The sequence below is a fragment of the Allobosea sp. GW823-FHT02B03 genome (assembly GCF_058797755.1).
Genome location: NZ_JBXAJY010000004.1, coordinates 531883 through 553125 on the forward strand (window position 1 = coordinate 531883; position 21243 = coordinate 553125).

Genomic DNA, 21243 nt, shown 5'->3' on the forward strand with positions numbered 1-21243 from the left:
TCAGGCCTCGTTCACGGTCATGTCGCCAGCCGCCTCGAGTGCCGCGATCTCGGCGCTGGAGAAGCCGAACTCGGCCAGGATCTCGCGACCATGCTGGCCGACCAGCGGCGCAGGACGCTCGATGCGGGCGGGCGTTTCGCTCATGCGGACCGCCGGAGCGACGACCTTGACGTTGCCGCCGCGGGGATGATCGTAGGAGGTGATCATGCCCATATGCGTCACCTGCGGATCCTCCGCGGCGCGCCGGATGTCCTTGACCTCGGCGCACCAGATGTCGGCCGCCAGCAGGCGGGCGAGCAGGTCCGCGGTCCCGAACTTCCTAGTCTCGGCATTGACCTTGTCGAAGACCTCGTCGCGCTTGCTGAACAGCGTCTCCAGATCGTCGTAAGGTGCGAGCTGCGGCGCTTCGAGCGCGGTGTAGAGGGTCTTGAACGGGCTCATGGCGATCGAGACATAACCCTTGTCGGCCGTCTCGTAGATGCCGAACGGCGCCTGCATGCCGGGGTGGCCGATGCCGGAATTCGGACGCACGAAGTCCTCGCCGAGATTGAGCACGGCGACGTATTCCTGATTGAGGTGCGCCAGCATGCCGGCCAGCAGATTGACCTCGATCTTCTGCCCCTTGCCGGTTTTCTCGCGCCAAAAGAGCGCCGACAGGATGCCATAGACCATGTTCATGGCGCCGATCTGGTCGGCGAGCCCGGCGCCGGCCGGAACGGGCGCCTGGTCGCCCCGCCCGGTGTTGGCGACGACGCCGGCCAGTCCCTGGATCAGCATGTCCTGGCCCGGACGGTCGACATAGGGGCCCTCCTCGCCATAACCGGAGCCGGAGCAGTAGATAATCCGCGGATTGACGGCCTTGAAGTCGTCGTAGCCGTAGCCGAGCTTCGCCAGCACACCGGGCCGGAAGTTCTGCACGACCACATCGGCGCTCTTGGCCATCTCCATGATGATGGCGTGGACCTTGCGGCTCTTCAGGTTGAACGCGATCGAGCGCTTGTTGCGGTTCCAGGCGAGGAAGTTGGGGCTTTCGGAACCGCCGACCCATTTGGCGAAGAAGGTCATGCCGCGGAACATGTCGCCCGAGCCGGCGCGCTCGATCTTGACGACGTCTGCGCCCATGTCGCCGAGCATCTGCGTCGCAAGCGGCCCCTGCAGCAGATGGCTGAAATCGAGAATGCGGACGCCTTCTAGGGCCTTGTTCATGTCTGGTCTCACGCGCAACAGCAGTTGGAGGAAAGCGGGGAGGGCTGGTTCGACGTCTTGCTCCCTTTCCCGCTCATTGCCTTAGGTCCGGGACGCATGCCCTTCGAGATCGCCGACGACGCCGGCTTCGATCCAGGCCGCGACGGCGTCGTCGTCGAAGCCGAAGGCGGCGAGCACCTCGCGGCTGTGCTCGCCGACGCGGGGAGCCGGCCGGCGGATTTCGCCGGGTGTTTCAGAGAGGTCGACGGGGATGTTGACGGTACGAACGGTGCCGGCCGTCGGGTGCTCGTAGCTGGCGAAAGCACCCAGATGCTCGGCCTGCTCGAGTGAAGCGACCTCCTGCAGGCTGTTGATCTCACCGGCCCACAGCCCCGCCGCCAGCAGGCTTTCGACCCAATGCGCGGTGCTCGCGGTCGCGGTCTTCGCCTCGATCAGTGCGTGCACCTCGTCCCGCTCGTTCCAGAGGCGCTCGTCACTGCAGGAGGCGAGCGCGGGCAGGCCGAGCACATCGGCCAGGCGGTCCACCGGGTTCATCGAAATGGTCATCCAGCCATCAGCCGTCCGGTAGACACCGAACGGGGCGGGCATGCCGGGATGCGCGATGCCCGATGCCGGGCGCTCGAAACTCTTGCCGAGCGTCAGCGCGAAGAGCAACTCCTGGCCCTGATGCGCAAGGCAGGCGCGCAGCATGTCAACCTCGATCCTTTGGCCGCGGCCGGTCTTCATCCGATGGATCAGGGCCGCGAGCACGGCATAGACGATGTGATACGAGCAGAGCTGGTCGGCCAGGGAGATGCCGAGCGGCGTCGGTCGCCCATCCTTGCTTCCGGTCACGCTCATGAACCCGCTGATGCCTTGCAGCAGCAGGTCCTGCCCGGGCCGGGCCGACATCGGGCCGCTCGCGCCATAGCCGGAGCTCGAGCAATAGATGAGCGCCGGGTTGACGGCCGCCAACTGCTCGTATCCGAGCCCGAGCCGCTGCATCACGCCCGGCCGGAAATTCTCGACGACGACATCGACCTTCGCGGCCATTTCGAGAATGATGTCGCGGGCTTGCGCCGACTTCAGATCCAAGGCGAGGGAGCGCTTGTTGCGGTTCCAGGCGAGGAAATGCGGGCTCTCGCCATTGATGCGCGTGTTGAAGAACGGCGGAAGGCGCCGATAGAGGTCACCCTCGCCGACACGCTCGACCTTGATGATGTCGGCGCCGAGATCGCCCATCATCTGCGTCGCCAGGGGCCCTGCGAGAAGATGGCTGAAATCCAGCACCGTCAGATGATCGAGAGCGCTCACGACTGCGCCGCCTCCAGGCCGAGGCAGCGGTCGTAATGCGCCGCGAGCCGGTCGATCGTGGCCTCGCGGCTGCAGGCGCCTTGCAGGCGCGCGTGGACGATTTCGCCCGCCTCCTCGAAGAAGGGCAGGAAGCCGGGGAAGCGCGGGCGCAGGAAGGACTTGTCCAGCGTTTCCAGCGTGTCGCGGAAAAAGCTCCGTGACTGCTCGTTGACCCGCTGGTCGAGCCAGGCTGAACGGCTACCGGGCTGGCCGCCTTCGTCGAAATAGGCGCCGCGCTGATGGGCGGGATCGTGGACGAAGCGGAGATAGCGCCCGATCGCCTCGTAATCCCTGGCGCTCTTGGTTACGGCACAGCCGGCACCGCCCAGAAGCGCGCCTGCCTTGGGGTCGCGGCCGGGGCCGGCGACGTCGGTGAACAGGATCGGCTTGGCAACGCCTAGGCGCGAAAAATTGGAATAGCCGAAAGCGTAGGGGATGTAGGCGATATCGTCGCTCGTCGACATCGCCTCATAGGCCTGGATCGGGTTCCAGCCGAGCGACGAGGGATGGCTCGCCTCGACGAGTTCCTCGATGCGGGCAAGGGCTTCGACCAGAGCCCGCCTGTCCCAGAAGCTGCCGGGCTCATCCCCGAGCGGTTCCCCGAGATTGGCCGTGAAGGTCAGAACAAGGCACATCGCATCCGTCGGACAAGCCGGCGTGACGATCGTCTTGCCGGCGTCTTTCGCCGCCCGGGCGAGCGCCAGGGTCTCTGCAAAGGTCTCCGGCACGTCCCGGCCGAGCCCTGCCAGCAGATCGGGCCGGTATGAGGCGACCTGCGCAGCCGCGTCTGTCGGCAAGCCATAGACGCCGCCTTCCCAGTGATAGGAGGCGCTGCTCTTGCCGACGCTGTCGGCAAGCATGGCGTCGACGGCGCCCTTGCCGATGATCGGGGTGATGTCGACGAGGCAGCCGGAAGCGGAGCCATGACCGACGAAGGGATGGTCGAGCACGATGAGATCATAGTGCTCGGCCAGAACGTCGATCGGCTGCTCGCCGAACTGCTTGAGGCTGCGCCGTTCCCAGACGACCTCTATGCCTGGATTTTCTGCCTCGAAGGCCGGCACGTTCGCCGCCAGACAGTCGAAGCCGCGAGGATGATCCCAGGAGATGCCGCGGATGGTGCGAGTAGAAGTCATTTTTCCGTCTTGTTGCCTTTGAGGGAAGTCTCAGTCGGGGCGATGGCCGAGCGCGCTGGAGATCTCGCGAACGCCTGCGGCCATCAGTGCCGACGCCTCTTCGATGGGGACGTCGAGGTGAACCTGAGGGAGGAACGGAGTGGTCAGTACCGCCACGATCCGGCCCTGATGGTCGAAGATCGGGTAGGTGATGTTCGTCACGCCGCTGACGATGGCGCTGGTGCGCACTTCGCAGCCGCTCGCCCGTATCGCGGCACAACGCGCCTCGAGCTCCTCGCGTGGCACGTCGGATTGCACTGCCATGATGCGATCGAGCAGCGAGCGCTGCGCCGCTTCCGGCTGGTAGGCGAGCAGGACGACGCCGGAGCTCGTTTCCCAGGTCGGGAACTGTGCGCCCAGCCGAACCGAATAATGCATCGGGCTCGGCGAGTTCACCTGTGCCACGACCATGATCTTGAGTTCGTCCATGACGCAGAGATGGCAGGACTGCATCGTGGAGGTCGCGATACGGTCCATGATCGGCGTCGCTGCCGAGACCAGCGCCTTGGTCGGAGGGCGGGTGTGCGCGAGATTGAACAGCATCATGGACAGCCGGTAGCGATCGCTTTCCGGGTCGCGCTCGATATAGGCGCGGCTTTCCAGGCACTGCATGACCCGGAAAAGCTCGCTGACCGTACGGTCGAGCGCCGTCGCGACCGCGCTCATGCTGAGGCTTTCGGGCGTGCGCGCCAGCAGCTCGACCACGTCGAGCCCCTTCTCGAGCGCCGGCACTGCGTACCGGCGCCCGCCTTCCCGGTCCTTTTCGACCGCTTCCGTCGTCACCTCACTGGCTCCCGATCGCTGCTTTGACTTTGCTCACCAGATTGGCGGTCCATTTCGGGAAAGCCTTCTCGATGGCTTCCGCACGCTTGGCGAAGGCAGCACGGTCGACATCCTCGACGATGGTCATGCCGCGGCTCTTGAGCACCTGGATGCTGGAATCATAGGCCTTGGCCGTATCCTCGCTCATCCAATCGCAAGCCTTCTGGCTTTCCTCGGTGACCGCCGCCTGGTCGTCCTTGGAGAGGCGATTGAAGGCTGAAAGGCTCATCACGATCGGCGACACGTCGACGATGTGGTTTGTCTTCATGTACATCTTGGCGTGCTCGTAGTGCTTCTGGTCGACGATCGCGTTGGGCGGAGCCTCGGCCGCGTCGATCACCCCCTGGCTGAGCGCGCTGTAGATTTCGGGCCAGGGCATCGGGGTCGGGGTCGCGCCCATGGATCTGGCGAGCTCGGTGTAGATGGTGGTCGGCTGGACGCGGAATTTCTGCCCCGTCATGTCGGCGGGAACGCGCACCATCTTGTTGCGCGTATAGAGATCGCGCGTGCCGAAGCTCATGTAGCAAAGGAGCTTCAGATTGTTCTTCTCCAGCTCCTTCGCCCATTGCTTCGGCATGTCGGTGGCGAGGAAGGCCTTGATCTGTCCGAAATCCTTGAACAGGAACGGGTAGACCAGAACCGAATAGTCCGGGACGTAGTCGGAGAGCACACCGGTGCTGAGCTGGCCGATCAGCGCGCTGCCCAGGCTGATCTGCTCGCCCACGGCGGTGCTTTCGCCGAGCTGCCCGCTCGGGAAGACACCGATCTGCACCCGGCCATTCGTGCGGGCTTCGACCGCTTCCTTGAGCTTCAGGGCTCCCAGATTGACCGAGTGCTGCGCGCCGTTCATGTGCGCGAAGCGCAGCTGGGTCGTCTGAGCCTGTGCCGCGGAGGCGGCCAGTGTTCCCAGGGCGGCCACTGCGGCTGATCTCAGCAGATGCTTCATCGTTTTTTCCTCCCGTGATTTTCGATGATTTGGGTTCGTGGCCAGGCTTCACCGGCTAGAGGTAGGCCAGCCAGGTAGCGGTCTGCGGAATGAAGATGATGATGAGGCCGGTCACGACGATCGCGACCAGGAACGGCAGGCATTCCCGGAAGAACGGCCCCATTGGCACCTTGGTGATGGCGCAGGTCGTGGCCATCAGCGTGCCGACCGGCGGAGTGATGCCACCGAGCAGCGAAACCAGCACGAAGACCACGCCGTAATGGACCGGGTCGATTCCGGCGGCGGTGACGGCCGGTAGGAACATCGGCGCCAGGATCAGGATCATCGGCAGGCCCTCGATGAAGATGCCCACGACGAAGACGAGCACGCAGATCAGCATCAGCAGCAGATGCGGCTCCGAGGTGATCGCGACGAGTTGCTCGGCCACGGCCTGCGGAATGCGCTCGAAGGTCAGGACGAAGCTGAGGGCTCCGGTCGCGGCGAGCACCAGCATGATGGCGCCGGTGGTCGCCGCCGTGGTCCACATGGCGCCGTAGACCTCCGACCAGCTCGCCTCTCGCGTCACGGCGCAGAAGAACAGCGCGTACAGGACCGCGACCGCCCCCGCTTCCGACGGCGTGAACATCCCGAATCGGATGCCGAAGGCGATGACCAGCGGCAGCAGCAGGGCCGGCAGGGAGGCGATGAAGGTCCGTCCGACGACGCCCCAGCCGAGCCATTTCGTGTCACCGCCGTAGTTGCGGCGCTTCGCGATGATGTGGGTCGCGAGCATGAAGGCGAGCGTCAGCAGGATGGACGGGACGATCCCTGCGAGGAACAGCGCGCCGATCGACGTGTCCGTGACGAAGCCGAACATCAACAGGCTAATCGAGGGCGGGAGCATCGCGGCGGTGAAGGCCGAGGTCGCCGTGATCGCCGAGGAGAAGGCGATGTCGTAGCCGCGCCGCGTCATCTCCGGGACGAGCATCTTGGCATCCATGGCGGCGTCGGCATTGGCCGAGCCGCTCATGCCGCCCTTCAGCGTGCTGACCACGACGTTCACCTGGGCGAGGCCGCCCGGCATGTGCCCCGTCAGCGAGGTCGCGAAATCCATCAGGCGCCGCGAGATGCCGCTGGCGTTCATCAGCTCGCCCGCCAGCAGGAAGAGCGGGATGGTGATGAGCGGGAAGGGCTGCGTCGCGTTGACGAGGGCCTGCACCACGCCGAGCGGCATCAGGCCGGGCTCGTACATGACGAACAGGATGGCGGCGCCGAGGATCACGAGGGCAATCGGCATGCCCGTGATCATCAGGCCGGTGAAGACGGCGAAAAGACCGGTGCTGCCCATGATCAGGCCTCCACGACGGCGGGTGCAGGCACTCTGGCGAGGCGCGCGAGGTCGTAGACGATCCAACCCATATAGAGGCCGCAGCCGACCGGCACGGCCGCATACATCCAGGCCATGGACAGCCCGATCGTCGGCATTTCGACCCGCGTCCGGCCGGTCAGGACCCAGGCATACCAGCTGATATAGGCCAGGACCGCGAGCGACAGGATGTGGGCGGCGATCTGCAGGAGGCGCAGCGCCGCCGGTCCGAGATAGGGCGTCAGCACGTCGGCACCGAGATGCGCGGCCTGGGCGGCTCCGCCTGCCAGCGACAGGAAGACCAGCCATACGAAGAGCAGCGACGCGAGCTCGTAGGAATACAGGATCGGCGCGCCGAGCCCGTAGCGGAAGAAGACCGCGACCGCGATCAGAAGCGTGATGGCGATCAGCAGGGCGGCCAGAACGGCTCTGTAGATCCCGATCAGTACCGCCAACCCGCCCGATGTAGCGCGCTCGCTCATGCGCATCCTCCGTTTTTATATATGAATTTTAATTTTGCTGATGATTATTTCGAGGCAAGACGGCCGTCAAGCCAAATTGAGGTCGGGCTGCGCTATGTGCGGAAGAGCTGGTCTCCGGCGCGCGGCTGCATCGCGCGATGTTGTCGCGACGCCCGTGATTGCTTGGAGGGTGAAGTCTCGACCTGAAGAGCCCTGAAGGGCGCTGCTGTTTCCCGCTAGCCGGCTGGCCGCCCCAAAACCCGGCGCGCCGGATGCCGCGCGGCCGCGAATGGCTTGTCGTTCCATCCAGCCGGCGGGCGTTGGGTGGCCGCTATCGGAGCTCCGCCAAGGTCGTCTTTTGGCGCAAGCGTGAGATTGCCTCGTCTTGCAGCCATGGCGTCAATCGGAGGAACAGCTGCTAGCTAGCGCGGCGAGCTTTGCATCGATGCAGCAGAATTGACGAGTCGGCGTCTCGAGCTCGGAACGCCATATCGACATCTCGAGTTTGCTCAGAACCTGTAAGCCAAACTCGCCGTGGCGCCGTGCTTGGAGGCTTCAGATCCGTATTCCCCGTCATATTGCAGCCTGACGTCGACGAACTCGCTCCGGAACAGTTGCAGGCCAGCGGTGACGCGCGCAGCCACTCGGTCGATTGGTGCGCTGAGCGCGAAGCTCTGCCCGCTGAAGTCGCCATTGAAGCCGGCAGCGCCCTTCCAGGTATCGTTCGAGCGCAGGCTGAGGCCGGCTGACACGAACGAGCGCAGCACCATGCCGTTCGCCAGGTCGAGACGGCTGCCGAACTCGATGGCGGGCGTCAGGATCGCCGTATTGTACGACCCGCCATCGAACCGCAGCCCCAGCTCGCCAATGCCGCTTTCCGCGAACGAGCCATTGCGCGCATGCACCAGATCGAGGTTCAGGTAAGGCCGCACATAGAAGCTCTCGCCGCCAAGCGTATAGGCGATGCGGGCGCGGATGCCCGCCGCGTGAAAGCCGGCATCGGCACCCGCAATGGCTGCGAGGGTCGGGGCCATCACACGCCGCTTGACGTCGTACTCGCCGAAGCTGCCGAACAGCGCTCCGGTCAGCAACCATGACCCGGTCTGGTACTTCAGGGTCACCGCGCCCTGCAGGCTCGATCCCTGAGCCGAGACGCCGTCGCGCCCGCTGAACCAGTCCGCCTGATAGGCTAGCGACCCGCCGAGCAGCAGGCCTTCGCCGATCCTGCCCTGGCCGCCGATCTGCCAGGCGGCGGAGTCGAGGCTCGCCCGGCTTCGGTCCAGATCGCCGCTCAGCGTCGTCCGCTGTCCTCGCGTCGTGACATAGGCGCATTCCCCCTCGGTGAGGAAGGCTTGCGCGCCGACGCCGACGCCCCCGAACTTCGGGCAGCTCATCGAGGCGTCGGCGATGCGCGTGGCGTCGGCGGAAGCGTGCGAGAACAGCGTCATCGCGCTTCGTGGCGCCAGGCCTGCAAGTGCGCTCCGATAGGGTACCGCGCCCTGGCCAGCCACGCTGTCGAGGCCGGCGTAGAATGCTCCGAGCTGGGGTTTGCCCTGAAAGAACATGTTCTGCAGGGCGTTCGCGAGGCCGGCCTGGTGCGATGTCAATCCAAAGCGCGGCGCGTCGAAATGCGCCCCCGTAATCGCGATGTCGTATGTCTGGGCCGTTTCCCGCAGCGTGTAGGAAAACAGGGGACTGTCGGGCGCAGCGAGCGAACCGGTGGCCGTGCCGCCGACCTGGAGCACCGGCAGGAAGATGTTCGGCATCGCCGTCGCGAGCGTCGGCTGAACGCTGCCGGCCAGGCCTGCATCGCCGGTGACCAGGTAGCTCCCGCTGCGCGAATGGCTGAAATCCAGATGCGGGGCGATGCGCCCGCTCGCGGTCTGGACGAGATGCCCGTCGATGACCGAGCGCTGGCCCGGCATCGGCGCGATCACGGCAAAGTTCGTGAGCGTGCCTGCATTGGCGGGAGGCGGACTTCCGCCAACCTGATAGCCCGTCGTATAGCCGCCGCCATTGAGCCAGGTGTTGCCATAGACCGTGCCGTAATTGGCGACGTTGACGGGGTGCGGCCCGACTTGCCGGATCGCAGTGCCCGACGCGGCCCATACCCAGGAGCCCTGGCCGACCGTGACGAGATTGTTGCGGCCTCCGGCAAGGACGATGCCTGCGCCCTGTTCCCCGCTGCCGCCGGATATGAATCCGGGCGTACGCGCCCCGACATTGATGGAGATGTCGCCGCCGCCGCCGGGACCATCGCTCTGGGCGAAGATGCCGATTCCGTTATTGCCCGAGGCCGTTACCGCTCCCTGGGCCGTGACGGTGACCGCGCCGCCGAGATATGGGGAGCTCGGCCCGCTGGTGGATCCCGCATAGACGACGCCGTTCAAGGCAAGCAGGCCGCCGCCACCGCCGATGCTCTGCGCCAGGACGCCATATGTGCCGGCGCCCAAGACGATGATGTCCGCCGAGGTCGAGACCGAGACCGCGCCGCCATTGCCATAGCTGCGCAAGCTGCCGGGGACGGGCATGGTCGTGGTCAGCGCCGGAGTCTGGCCGGTGCCATAATTGCTGAACAACCCGCCGCCACCGCCGATGGATTGCGCGACGACGCCATGACTGCCGACCCCGCCGGTCGCAATGCTGCCAGCGGAGACCGTCACCGCTCCGCCATTTCCGCCGCCGAAGAGGGTTCCGATCTTTGCCAGGGTGATCGCGCCGCGCGAGGTCGTCTCGACGATGCCGCCACCGCCGCCGATGCTCTGGGCCAGCAGGCCGAATGCACCGGGGCCCGATGTCGTGACCTGCGGCGCCGAAATGGAGACCGGGCCGGCATCGCCATAGGAATAGGCCCCACCGAGATCGATCTGCGCCGTGCCGGTGTAGTGACCGGTGTTGGCGCTGGAACCAATGCCGATGACGCCGCCGCCGGCGCCGATCGATTGCGCGACGACGCCGTGACCCGCCTGGCCTGTGGTCGTGATCGGCGAGGGCGAGCCGGATGTCCCGATCTGGACGAGGGACCCGTTGCTGCCCTCTCCGATCGTTCCGAGATCGTTGCCGCCCAGCACATAACTGCCATTGGGATCGAAGGATGCGTCGACGCCTGTGCCCCCGCCGCCGGAAATGCTCTGGGCAAGGATGCCATAGGATTGAAAGCCGGATGCCGGTTCGGCGCCGGGCGCCGCGCCCGTGCCGATGCCGCCGCCATTGAACTGAACGTTGACGGCTCCGCCGAACCGCTGGCCGCTGGCCGCCGCCTGCCCGCCGACAAGGACTTTCGCATCGAGCCTGGATGAAACGAAGCCCGCCAGGGCGTTCTGGGATTCGTTGTTGAGGTAGGCGACGGCCCCGCGGCCGCCACCGCCGCCGATGCTCTGGGCGAGCACGCCGTGCGAGTAATCGCCCGAGGTTGCGGTCTTGCCGCCATGGGTGACATTCACCGGTCCGGCGTTGCCGCCCTGGGTGGAAACGCCGCCGACATTGAGCCGAAGATCGACGCCCACGGAGGGCGCGCTGCCCGTGGGGCTGCTGGTCGGCGGGGCCAGATAGACGCTCGTCGGCGTTCCGGCCGAGCCGCCAATGCCGCCGCCGCCGCCGATCGACTGGGCGATGATCGCCGGCGCGTCGTTGCCGCGTGTCGTGATCGCCGCATAGTTGGTCACGGAGACGGATCCGCCGGCGCCTCCGCTCCCGTTCTTGGCGCCCACATTCACGTTGGGATTGAGCTTGATCGAAGGCAGCTCGGACTCGTTGGCGCCGGCGACGCTCTGCGCCCAGTCGAGAAGACCTTCGATGCTCCCCGACCCACCCGAGCCGATGCCGCCGCCGCCGCCGATCGATTGCACGACGAGGCCCGGCGCGCTTTCTCCCGAGGTGTAGATCGAGCCGGACGAAGTGGTTATCGCGCTCGCATCGCTGCCATTGCCCCCCGCGCCGCCCTGGGCGCCGATGTTCATCGTCAGGCTGTAGCTGCTGTCTATGCCGTAGGAATTGGTGCGGGCATTGCCGACACCGGCATTGCCGCCACCGCCACCGACCGACTGGACCACGACGCCCGCCGCGAGCTGGCCGGCGGTCGTGATGGAGGGCGCCGGCAATCCAACGCTCGCCTCGAGCGAAAATGAAGCGGACGCACCGTTTCCACCGACGCAGGACGACGAACCGCCGGAACATGCGCCGCCGACCGCAAGCGTCGCCGAGACCGATTGCGAGCTGATTGTATCCTCGGGGAAGGTCTGCGTGAAACCGTAGCCGAACGACGCCGTCATCGCCGAACTGTCGCCGCCATTGCCGCCACCGCCGCCGATCGACTGGACGACCGCGCCGTGCGCGCCGTCGCCCAGCGTGCTGATGGTCGAGGCGCTCACTCCCAGCGTCGCATTCGAGGCGCTGCCGCCATTGCCACCGGATCCGCCGACGGCGTAGGCGGCCGTGATCGTGAACGAGGATGCAGGACCCGCTTCCGCCGGAATCGGCATGGATGCCGCGACGGCGTTTGCGGAAGCGCCGCCGCCATTGCCGCCGCCGCCGCCGATCGACTGGACCACGACGCCATGGCCGTCGAAGCCGTTGCCGTACACGCCCGTCTTGACGCTGGAGTTGGTGAGCATCACCGTGACAGCGCCGCCGGCACCGCCCGACCCTCCCGAGCCGCCAAGGCTGGCGGCTGCACTGAAGGAAGCTCCGACGCTCGTCGCATAGCCGGCACCGCCGGACCCGCCACCGCCGCCGACAGACTGGGCGATGATGCCGATGGCGCCCGCGGTGCCCGTCACAGTCGAGAGGCCCGTGGCGTTGACCGTCACGGCTCCTCCGGCGCCGCCGGAGCCGCCCGCTCCGCCGACGCTGTAGGCAACCGCAGCCGAATTCGAATAGCTGTTGCCGCCGGCGCCGCCGCCGCCGCCGATCGACTGGGCCACGGCTCCGTGCGCCAGCAAACCTTGTGTCGTGAGGGCGCCCGACAGGGTGAAGCTGACGTTTCCGCCGGCGCCGCCCATGCCGCCCTGGCCGCCCGACGCATAAAAGACGCCGCCGGCCGTTCCGCCCATCCCGCCGCCGCCGCCGACCGACTGACCGACGATGGCCATAGCGGCTTCGCCCGATGTCGTGACCGAGCCGCTGTTCGTCAGCATGATTGTGCCGGCGTTGCTGTTCTCGGCGCCACCGCCTCCCTGATCGTAGAACAGGCTGCCGGTCGCGCTGCCGCCGGCGCCGCCTCCGCCGGAGATCGATTGGGCGAGTATGCCTTGGGAATACGAACCGGTGGTGGTGATCACGCCGCTGTTGGTCAGCTGGATCTCGCCGACGGAACCGCTGACTCCCGGCCCGCCGGACTGGCTGGAGAAGACCGCACCGCTATCGCCGCCATTGCCGCCCATGCCGGAAATCGCCTGGGCGAGAATGCCGCGGGAGGTCGACCCCGTTGTCCTGATCGTTGCGGCGGAGGTGATGCTGATGCCGCCCGCGGCGCCGCCGTGGCCACCGTTTCCGCCATTGGCGACGCCGATGCCTCCGGATGCCTCACCCACCGAGCCGCCCTGGCCGCCGACGCTGCGCGCCGTCACGCCATCGGCGGATGCGCCCGATGTGGTCAGGCTGACCTGATCATGGAGGTAGACCCAGACATTGCCGCCGGCGCCGCCCTGGCCGCCCGGCGCCGTGGTCGCGTTGCCGGTGTCCACGTGGACGTTGCCGCTCGTGCCTCCAGCGCCGCCCTGGGTCTGCGCCAGAACCGCGCTCGCCCCGTCTCCCGTGGTCTTGATCGTCGCATTCGGGAACAGTTCGAGCGACACGGACCCTGTCGCCCCGCCGGCCCCCGGGACACCGGGAGAGAGATCGCTTCCGGCGGAGATGTAACCGGAGTTTCCGCCTTTTCCTCCCGTGGCGACCAGCTGGATGCCATAGGCGTTCTGCCCGCTCGTCGTGATCGCCAGGGGGCCGGCGCAGCCCAGATTCGGCGTGCAGCTCCGGAATGAAATGCTGTTGGAGGCGCCGGTGGGATCGGTGATCGACAGGACGGAACCGCCCGCGCCGCCATAGCTCCCTGTCTCGTTGATTGAGAGAACGCCATCATGGTCCGAGCCGACGCCGCCATTGCCTCCTGTCGCCAGCATCGCGATGCCCGGGGCGTTGTCGCCATCCGTCATGATCGAGCTGCCCCGGCCGGAGCTGCTGAACAGGACATACATGCCGGGGGCATTGGCGCCGGCGCCGCCGCTGCTGAATTCCGCGTTGGCCAGGCCGTTTCCGCCAGCGCCGCCGATCTGATTGACTACCAGGCCCCCGATACCCTGGCCGGAGCTGTACAGGACCGTGTCGGATACGGCTCCCGTGATGATCCCGGCGACGCCACCACGCCCGCCGACCGATTTCTCCTGACCATAGCCGCCAGCGCCGCCTTGCGACAGAACGCCTACGGCAGCACCTTGGCCGGCAACCGTCGCATTGACCGTGATCGTGCTGTTGCCGAGGTTGAAACTCGTGCCGCCGCCATCGGCGCCGGGCGTTGACGACGCGCCGCCGTCACCGGTGGACTCCATGTAGACGCCGGTCAGCATATAGCTGCCGGACAGCGCGACCGACGGCTCGAAGGTAAGCCCTATGGTGCTGTTGCTGATGTTCGTGACGATCAGGCCGGGCTGGCTGCCCGGAGAATGGTTGGCGTTGATCTGATAGATCGCCTCCAGGCTGCGGGGCAGCGACTCGGGCTGCTGCGCCAGACCGCTGAGGTCGACAGCGACCGACGAGCCGGAGACCGTCAAGTTCAGCCCCGTCGCGTCCTGATAGTAGCCGGCTGCGAACCAGACGGTCGGAACAGGCGGCGAGATCGTAAAGGATGTGCTCAGGCCGCTCACGGTGGCGGTCGGGCCGAGCTCGACAGGGGCCGTATAGACGGTCTGGGCGAGCGTGATCGCGGGTTGCCAGGCGACAAGCGCCGAAACCGTCAGCGGCCCGACGAAGCGCCGCATCCGGTCACTCCCCGACAGACGCGTAAGCGGTGGGCGCTCGCCAGGTCGGCACCGGGCGCCGCCCGTTCCCGCCGGAAATCTCGGCTGCTGCGAGGAAGTCTGGCCTTGCCAGCTCGCGACCTTCCCGGTTCAGCGCCGTCGTCATGCTGGACCTCCCGCCGCGCCCTGCGGCCTCCGTAAGATCGGCGCAGATGCCGGTCGCTCGCATCGGGGAAAACTGCAGTCAGGCCCTTGGGAGGACACGAAACATTAACCGCCGGGCCAAAATCCTAATATCGTTGCGCCGAGCCGCGCTTGTCCGATTCGATGAAACGGCCGATCCAGCCGATGAACCGGCATTTCCACGGCCGGGCGGGCGCCGCATCGTGGCAGACCGCGGCCGGCAAGGAACGCGATTGGATGCATCGTTCTGCAGAGGCCCGTGCGCTAGCCCCGACCGACGCCTTCGCGACCGGCGGCGGAGCCGCGGATGGCGGTTCCGCGCCCCCGGTATCGTTCTGGCGCGCCAACCTGGCGGCGTGGACCTTCATCGCGTTCTTCGGCCTGGCCTCGCGGCTCGCCGCCTTCAGCGATTTCGCGCTGGCCGTGACGCTGACCCTGGTGCTCGAACCGATCGGCTTCGTCCTGACGGCCGCGGCGTACAAGTTCTACCTGGAGCGGACGAGCGATCGCAGGGCCGTCATCGCCGCCTGGGCGCTGGCCTCTTCCGTCTCCGGCGGGCTGTTGCAGATGGTGATCGCCAATGCGCTCAAGGATGGCCTGTTTCCGGGCATCCCGGCGGGGAACATCGCTGCCAACGACGCTGTGCCGGCAGTGTTCTACACCGCGGTCTTCCTCGGCTGGTCGCTGGCCTATTTCTGGATAAGGGCGGATGTCGACGCCCGGTCGGAGCGGGTTCGGCGCAGCGAGGCGCAGGCGGCGGCGACGCGCGCCGAACTGCAGCGCCTGCGCCTGCAGCTGGATCCCCATTTCCTGTTCAACGCGCTCAACACCGTGGCGGCCGAGATCCCGGAGAATCCGGAATCCGCCCTGGAAATGACCCACCGCATCGCCGCCTATCTGCGCTACTCGCTGGATCAGCAAACCCGGCCGGTCTGCCCCTTGAGCGACGAGATCGAGGCCGTGCGCGCCTTCGTCCGCATTCAGGAGCTGCGCTTCGAGGGTCGCCTGCGCTGCGCGGTGGAGATGGATCCGGCGGTACGAGCTGTTCCCGTGCCGCATCTGGTCGTGCAGGGGCTGGTGGAGAATGCGGTGAAGCACGGATTGCGCTCATCGGTCGCGACGCTCGATATCCGCGTGACCGCCCGGCGGGCCGAAGAGGACGCCGTGCTGATCGAGGTCGTGAATCCCGGCCGGCTGATCCCACGCGCCGGCGACCGACCGGCGGTGGGGCTGGCCAACACCCGGCGGCGGCTGGAGCTTCACTATCCGTCACGACACGTTCTGTCCCTGATGCAGGATGGCGACGCCGTGGTGGCCCGGTTGCTGCTGAGGGGAGATGCATGCTTCGCGTGATGCTGGTGGATGACGAGCCGCCGGCTCGGCGCGGCCTGCGGCGGTTGCTGCAGGCGCATGCGGATATCGAGGTGGTGGCCGAGGCCGGCACCGTGTCGGAGGCGCAGGCGCTCGCCGGTGCGCTCCACCCGGATGTGATCTTCCTGGATGTCGAGCTGGCGGACGGCGGCGGCTTCGATCTGGTGGCACAGCTACGGCCGGTGCCGGCGATCGTGTTCGTCACCGCGCATGATCTCTACGCAGTGAAGGCGTTCGACGTCGCGGCCATCGACTTCCTCCTGAAACCGGTCGATCCGGAAAGGCTGACCGTGGCGGTCGAGCGGTTGCGCCGGAACAGGCATGACATGGCGCACGCTGTCTTCGCCGACGGAGGGGAGCAGGACGATGTCGAGCTGAGCGGAGATTCCCGATCTCTCGATGCGCAGCAGCGCATCCATTTGCGCATCGACGGGAAATCGGTGATCGCGCCGCTCGGCATGATCGCCATGCTTGCGGCGGAAGCCGATTTCACGCGCGTGTTCATCAGCGGTGCGCGGGACTATCTGGTCTGCCGGCTGCTGCGGCATTTCGAGGCCCAGTTGCCGACGCCGCCCTTTGTCCGTGTCAGCCGCTCGCTGATCGTCAACCTGAACCAACTGCAACGGGTGGAGTGGCAGGAAGCCGGGCGTTGCAACCTGTCGTTGGGCAGCGACCTCGAACCGGTTGCGCTTGGGCGGGTCGCGGCCCGGCGGCTCCGTCAGTGTCTCGCCAGCCATCGCTTGATCAATGTCTAGCCGGGGCAGGAGGCTTGCCCAGGGGCCCCGTCCTGGCACGGTTCCCGCTCCGTCGCGGTCGCTTCGGAAGCTCGCTGGATATGACCGGCGCAATGGGCGCGGCGGCCTCCCTGGTGTACTGCGCAGATCGAGCTGGGGGCCGGGAAATCTCGGATTTTAACGAATAACTAAGGAAACATAATCACAGCTTACTGCATACTGCCGAGAATTTGAGCGCGGGCCTATTTTAATGCCTCTTATTTTCAGAGTGAATTTCCCGACGAAAGATGTGCGCCGTCCTGGCGTCGGAGCTCGCCGCCGAGGCTATCGCCATCTGTTCGAATCGACGGCGCCCTTGGCTCTGGCGCTCGCGACCGCAGGCGCGTCGCCGGCTCTGGCGCAGGTGACCCTCAACGGCAACAACAACCCGTCGATTGTCGGGGCCATCGATCCCAGCACCGATCTGCGGATCGGCGATGGCGGTATCGGCTCGATGACGATCGCAGGCGGATCCCAGGTCACCAATGCGGCGGGTTACATTGGCCTGTCCGCGGGAGACCAGGGCGGGGTGACGGTGACCGGCCTGAACAGCCTGTGGACCAATACGGGCCAGCTCACGGTCGGGGACGATGGAATCGGACGGCTGAGCATCCTCGCCGGAGGCAGGGTCACGAGCGTCGGCGAAAGCTATATCGGCGTCAATGGCAATGGCGACGGCGAGGTTCTGGTAACCGGGACGGGCTCGTTCTGGGAGAATGCCGGACGACTCAATCTCGGCGTTTTCGGGGTCGGGAAACTGCGCATCGAGGCCGGCAGCACGGTCTCGAACGCCGATGGCCTTGTCGGCGACTCTGCGCGCGGCGAGGTCGTCGTGACCGGTTCGGAAGCGAAGTGGGAGAATTCGGGGCAGCTCACCATCGGCAGTTACGGCACCGGGACCCTGCTTATCGAGAACGGCGCCATGGTGACCAGCAATCAGGGCTATATCGGCGCCGGCCCGCCAGCCGATGGCGATGTCGTCGTGACCGGGACCGGGTCGAGATGGATCGCAGCGACCAACATCAACATCGGAAACTATGGGATCGGCTCGCTCACGGTTGAAGACGGCGCCCGCGTGCGGGCCGATCACGGAATTGAGCTCGGTATCTCCGATGGGCTCGCCAGAGGCACCCTGACTTTACGGGGCACCGCCGGGGCTCGCGGCGTCCTGGAAACCGTTCGGATCGGGGGTGGCCTGGGGACGGCGAATGTCACCATCGACGGGGGCATCCTGCGCCCGATCTCGAACAATTCGGATTTCATCAGAGGCTTTGGCACGCAGGTGGTCACCCTGGCCGCAGGCGGCGCCACCGTCGCGACGGACGGCCACGATATCGGCATCGCCCCGGTGCTGGCCGGATCGGGCGGCCTGCTCAAGACCGATGCGGGCACGCTGACCCTGACCGGCGCGAACACCTATGCGGGCGCGACCGACGTCGCCGCGGGCACGTTGCTCGTCAACGGGAACCAGAGTGGTGCGACGGGCCTGACCAGCGTCGCGAACGGCGCGACGCTCGGTGGCATCGGTACGATCGGCGGCAATGTCGCTGTCGGCAATGGCGGCATCCTGGCGCCCGGTACCAGCCCTGGCACCTTGACCATCAACGGCAATCTCGCGCTGGCCGGCGGCTCGGTGCTCGCCTACGAGTTCGGCCAGGCCGATGCCGTCGGCGGCGCGCTCAACGATCTCGTCATCGTCGGCGGCAATCTCACGCTCGACGGCACGATCAACGTTTCCGTGCCGGCCGGCGGCAGCTTTGGCCTCGGCACCTACCGGGTGTTCTCCTATGGCGGCTCGCTGACCGACAACGGCCTTGCACTGGGCAGCATGCCCGCGGGCAGCAACGTCTCGGTGCAGACCTCGATCGCCAACCAGGTGAACCTGGTCAACGCGCCGCTGGTCGGCCTGACCTTCTGGGACGGCGCGGCCGGCCCGAAATCCAACGGCGTCATCAATGGCGGCGATGGCACCTGGCACCTCGGTGGCATCGACAACAACTGGACCGAGCTGACGGGGGCGAGCAACGCGTTCTATCTCAACGGCAGCTTAGCCGTCTTCGCCGGCGCGCCGGGAACGGTGACGATCGATAACGCTCCAGGCACTGTCACGGCCTCGGGACTGCAATTCGCCAGCGACGGCTATCGCGTCACCGGAGAGGCGCTCACCCTGCTCGGCCCGCAAACCACGATCCGCGTCGGCGACGGCACTGCGCTGGGGGCAGGCTTCACCGCCGCGATCGCGGCCGAACTGACCGGCGCCACCCAGCTGGTCAAGACCGATCTCGGTACACTCGTTCTCACCGGCAGCAACAGCTATACCGGCGGAACCGCCATCAATGGCGGCACGATCCGCATCGCCTCCGACGCGAATCTGGGCTCTGCCTCTAGCGGCCTGTCCTTCCATGGCGGTACGCTCAACACAGCCGCCAACATTACCTCGGGCCGCAGCGTCACCCTGGTGGGGACGGGCACTTTCCTGACCGACGCCGGCACGACGCTGGTGCTGGGCGGCGGCGTGGCCGGCGGCGGCGCCCTCGCCAAGGATGGGCTGGGCACCCTCGTCCTCGCCGGGGATGCGACGCAGGCCGGCGGCAGCACGATCCGCGCCGGCACGCTGCAGATCGGCACTGGCGGCACGTCCGGCAGCCTGCGCGGGAACGTCGTCAACGATGGTACGCTCGCCTTCAACCGCTCCGACAGCATCAGCTTCGACGGGGGGATCAGCGGCACCGGCCGGCTTGCCCAGCTAGGCGCGGGCACCACGACCCTGACGGGCCTGAGCAGCCATAGCGGCGCCACCGATGTGTTCGCCGGAACCCTGGTCGTCGACGGCGCGATCGCGAACTCGGCCGTATTGGTCCATGGCGGCGCCAGGCTGGCGGGCGGGGGCACCGTCGGCGCGACGACGGTCGCCACAGGCGGCACGATCGCGCCGGGCGGCAGCCTGGGCACGCTCTCGGTCAACGGCGCCTATCTCCAGCAGGCCGGGGCAGTCTATCAGGTCGAGGTCGATCCGGGCTCGGCGGCCTCCGACCGCATCGCCGTCAGCGGCACCGCGACCCTTGCCAGCGGTGCGGTCATCGCCGTCACGAAGACGGCCGCCGCGCCCTACAGGCTCGGCACCCGCTATACCGTTCTCAGCACGACCAACGGCCTGCGCGGAACCTTCGACCTGACCGGCGAGACCGATCTCACCGCCTTCATCCGGCTCGCCGCTGCCTATGATGCCAACAACGCCTATCTTGTGACGCAGCAGAGCCGGACGATCGCCTCCGTGGGCGGGACGCCGAACCAGGTCGCCACCGGCACGGGCATCGACCCAGCTCCGCCGGGCAATCCGGTGAGCACGGCGCTCCTCAACCTGCCCGACGAGGCGGCCGCGCGCGGCGCGCTCGACCAGCTCTCGGGCGAGCTCCATGCCTCCGTCCGGACGGCGACGCTCGAGACCAGCCATTTCGTGCGCGATGCCGCGACCGACCGCGTCCGTACCGCCTTCTGCGGCGTGGCGGCCGAGGCTTCACGCACTGGCCAGCGGGCGGAAGGCACGCGCCGCTCGCCGGGCGAGTGCGGCGCAGCGGACCGCCTGACGGTGTGGGGCCAGGCCTTCGGCTCGTGGGGCTCGACCTCCAGCAACGGCAATGCTGCGAAGATGGATCGCGCGACGGGCGGGTTCTTCGTCGGCGCGGACGCCCCGGTCTTCGATACCTGGCGCTTCGGCATGCTGGCCGGCTACAGCCGCAGCGATATTCGCGTCGATGGGCGGATCTCCTCGGCCACGAGCGACGATTACCATCTCGGCGCCTATGGCGGCACGCAATGGGGCCGTCTTGGCCTGCGCGCCGGGGCGAGCCACACCTGGCAGGACATCGGCACCAGCCGGGCCGTCGGGTTCGCGGGCTTCGGCCAGGGCCTTGCCGCCGATTACCGGGCTGGCGTGACCCAGGCCTTCGGCGATCTCGGCTACCGGCTCGATGCCGGAGGGTTCGCGCTCGAGCCCTTCGCGAGCCTCGCCTATGTACGGCTCGACAGCGACGGCTTCAGCGAGCGCGGCGGGGCGGCGGCTCTGGCGAGCCCGGGCAATACCGGCGACACGCTGTTCACCACCGTCGGGCTGCGGGGCTCGACGGTTTTCACCCTGGGCGGGATCGACATCCTCGCTCGCGGCTCGATCGGCTGGCGCCATGCCTTCAGCGACACGACGCCGATCGCGACGCTGGCCTTCGCCGGCGGCCCGCTCTTCGGCATCGCGGGTACGCCGATCGCCCGCAACGCAGCGATCGTCAATGCGGGCTTCGAGGTCGATATCAGCGAGACGGCGACGCTCGCGGTTTCCTATGGCGGACAGTTCTCGAACGAAACGATCGATCAATCCCTGCGCGGAACGTTCAGCCTCAAATTCTGAGGCTCCTCGCCGACCTCAAGCAGGACCGGCAGAAAGTCTGCCGGCGTGCATGCCGATGATCAAACTGGAGGCCGCGATACTGGCGGTCGATGCCCGGTACTGTGCTGATGTCGCGGCGATCATATCAGTTTTGCTGTCTAGTGCCGTCCGATCTGGGCGTGCGTTGTGCTCTTATACACGCAATGCCAGTGCAATCCGCCTGATGAACGTCGGTTAACGATGCCGTTCATCCCTTGTTGATGCTTGATAGGCTTCAATGGGGACGTAAGGAGAGATG

11 protein-coding genes are annotated in these 21243 nt (G+C 66.9%); 3 read left to right on the forward strand and 8 right to left on the reverse strand.

The window, feature by feature from the left end; genetic code table 11:
- The 8 genes from AC1REK_RS16160 to AC1REK_RS16195 all read right to left on the reverse strand — a co-directional run bounded on the left by AC1REK_RS16160 (window position 1) and on the right by AC1REK_RS16195 (window position 14258).
- On the reverse strand, window positions 1-1206 hold the full coding sequence (locus tag AC1REK_RS16160; protein WP_492269248.1) for a CaiB/BaiF CoA transferase family protein: 1206 nt from the start codon (window positions 1204-1206) through the stop codon (window positions 1-3).
- 81 nt (window positions 1207-1287) lie between these two features.
- A complete protein-coding gene (locus AC1REK_RS16165) occupies window positions 1288-2499 on the reverse strand; it encodes a CaiB/BaiF CoA transferase family protein (protein ID WP_492269247.1) in 1212 nt (403 codons plus the stop codon).
- Window positions 2496-3674 carry an extracellular solute-binding protein gene (locus AC1REK_RS16170; RefSeq protein WP_492269246.1) on the reverse strand — a complete coding sequence of 393 codons (1179 nt, stop codon included), beginning with the start codon at window positions 3672-3674 and terminating at the stop codon, window positions 2496-2498. Before AC1REK_RS16170 ends, AC1REK_RS16165 begins: the two co-directional genes overlap by 4 nt.
- A gap of 30 nt (window positions 3675-3704) precedes the next feature.
- The gene (locus tag AC1REK_RS16175) at window positions 3705-4496 is read right to left on the reverse strand and encodes an IclR family transcriptional regulator (RefSeq protein ID WP_316018423.1); all 792 of its coding nucleotides are present in this window, start codon (window positions 4494-4496) and stop codon (window positions 3705-3707) included.
- 1 nt (window position 4497) lies between these two features.
- Window positions 4498-5481, reverse strand: a complete 984-nt coding sequence (locus tag AC1REK_RS16180; RefSeq protein ID WP_492269245.1) for a TRAP transporter substrate-binding protein — start codon at window positions 5479-5481, stop codon at window positions 4498-4500.
- 55 nt (window positions 5482-5536) lie between these two features.
- Complete coding sequence (locus tag AC1REK_RS16185) at window positions 5537-6808, reverse strand: TRAP transporter large permease (protein ID WP_492269244.1); 1272 nt, start codon at window positions 6806-6808, stop codon at window positions 5537-5539.
- A gap of 2 nt (window positions 6809-6810) precedes the next feature.
- On the reverse strand, window positions 6811-7308 hold the full coding sequence (locus tag AC1REK_RS16190; protein ID WP_492269243.1) for a TRAP transporter small permease: 498 nt from the start codon (window positions 7306-7308) through the stop codon (window positions 6811-6813).
- A 488-nt stretch (window positions 7309-7796) separates the two neighbouring features.
- Window positions 7797-14258, reverse strand: a complete 6462-nt coding sequence (locus tag AC1REK_RS16195) for a hypothetical protein (RefSeq protein WP_492269242.1) — start codon at window positions 14256-14258, stop codon at window positions 7797-7799.
- Window positions 14259-14552: 294 nt separating this feature from the next.
- Between AC1REK_RS16195 and AC1REK_RS16200 the strand changes: the two genes are divergently transcribed.
- The 3 genes from AC1REK_RS16200 to AC1REK_RS16210 all read left to right on the forward strand — a co-directional run bounded on the left by AC1REK_RS16200 (window position 14553) and on the right by AC1REK_RS16210 (window position 20966).
- Window positions 14553-15773, forward strand: a complete 1221-nt coding sequence (locus AC1REK_RS16200; RefSeq protein WP_492269241.1) for a sensor histidine kinase — start codon at window positions 14553-14555, stop codon at window positions 15771-15773.
- On the forward strand, window positions 15761-16546 hold the full coding sequence (locus tag AC1REK_RS16205) for a LytR/AlgR family response regulator transcription factor (RefSeq protein ID WP_492269240.1): 786 nt from the start codon (window positions 15761-15763) through the stop codon (window positions 16544-16546). Before AC1REK_RS16200 ends, AC1REK_RS16205 begins: the two co-directional genes overlap by 13 nt.
- 334 nt (window positions 16547-16880) lie before the next feature.
- Window positions 16881-20966: an autotransporter outer membrane beta-barrel domain-containing protein gene (locus AC1REK_RS16210; RefSeq protein WP_492269239.1), complete on the forward strand. Its 4086-nt coding sequence runs from the start codon at window positions 16881-16883 to the stop codon at window positions 20964-20966.
- Window positions 20967-21243: the final 277 nt, after the last annotated feature.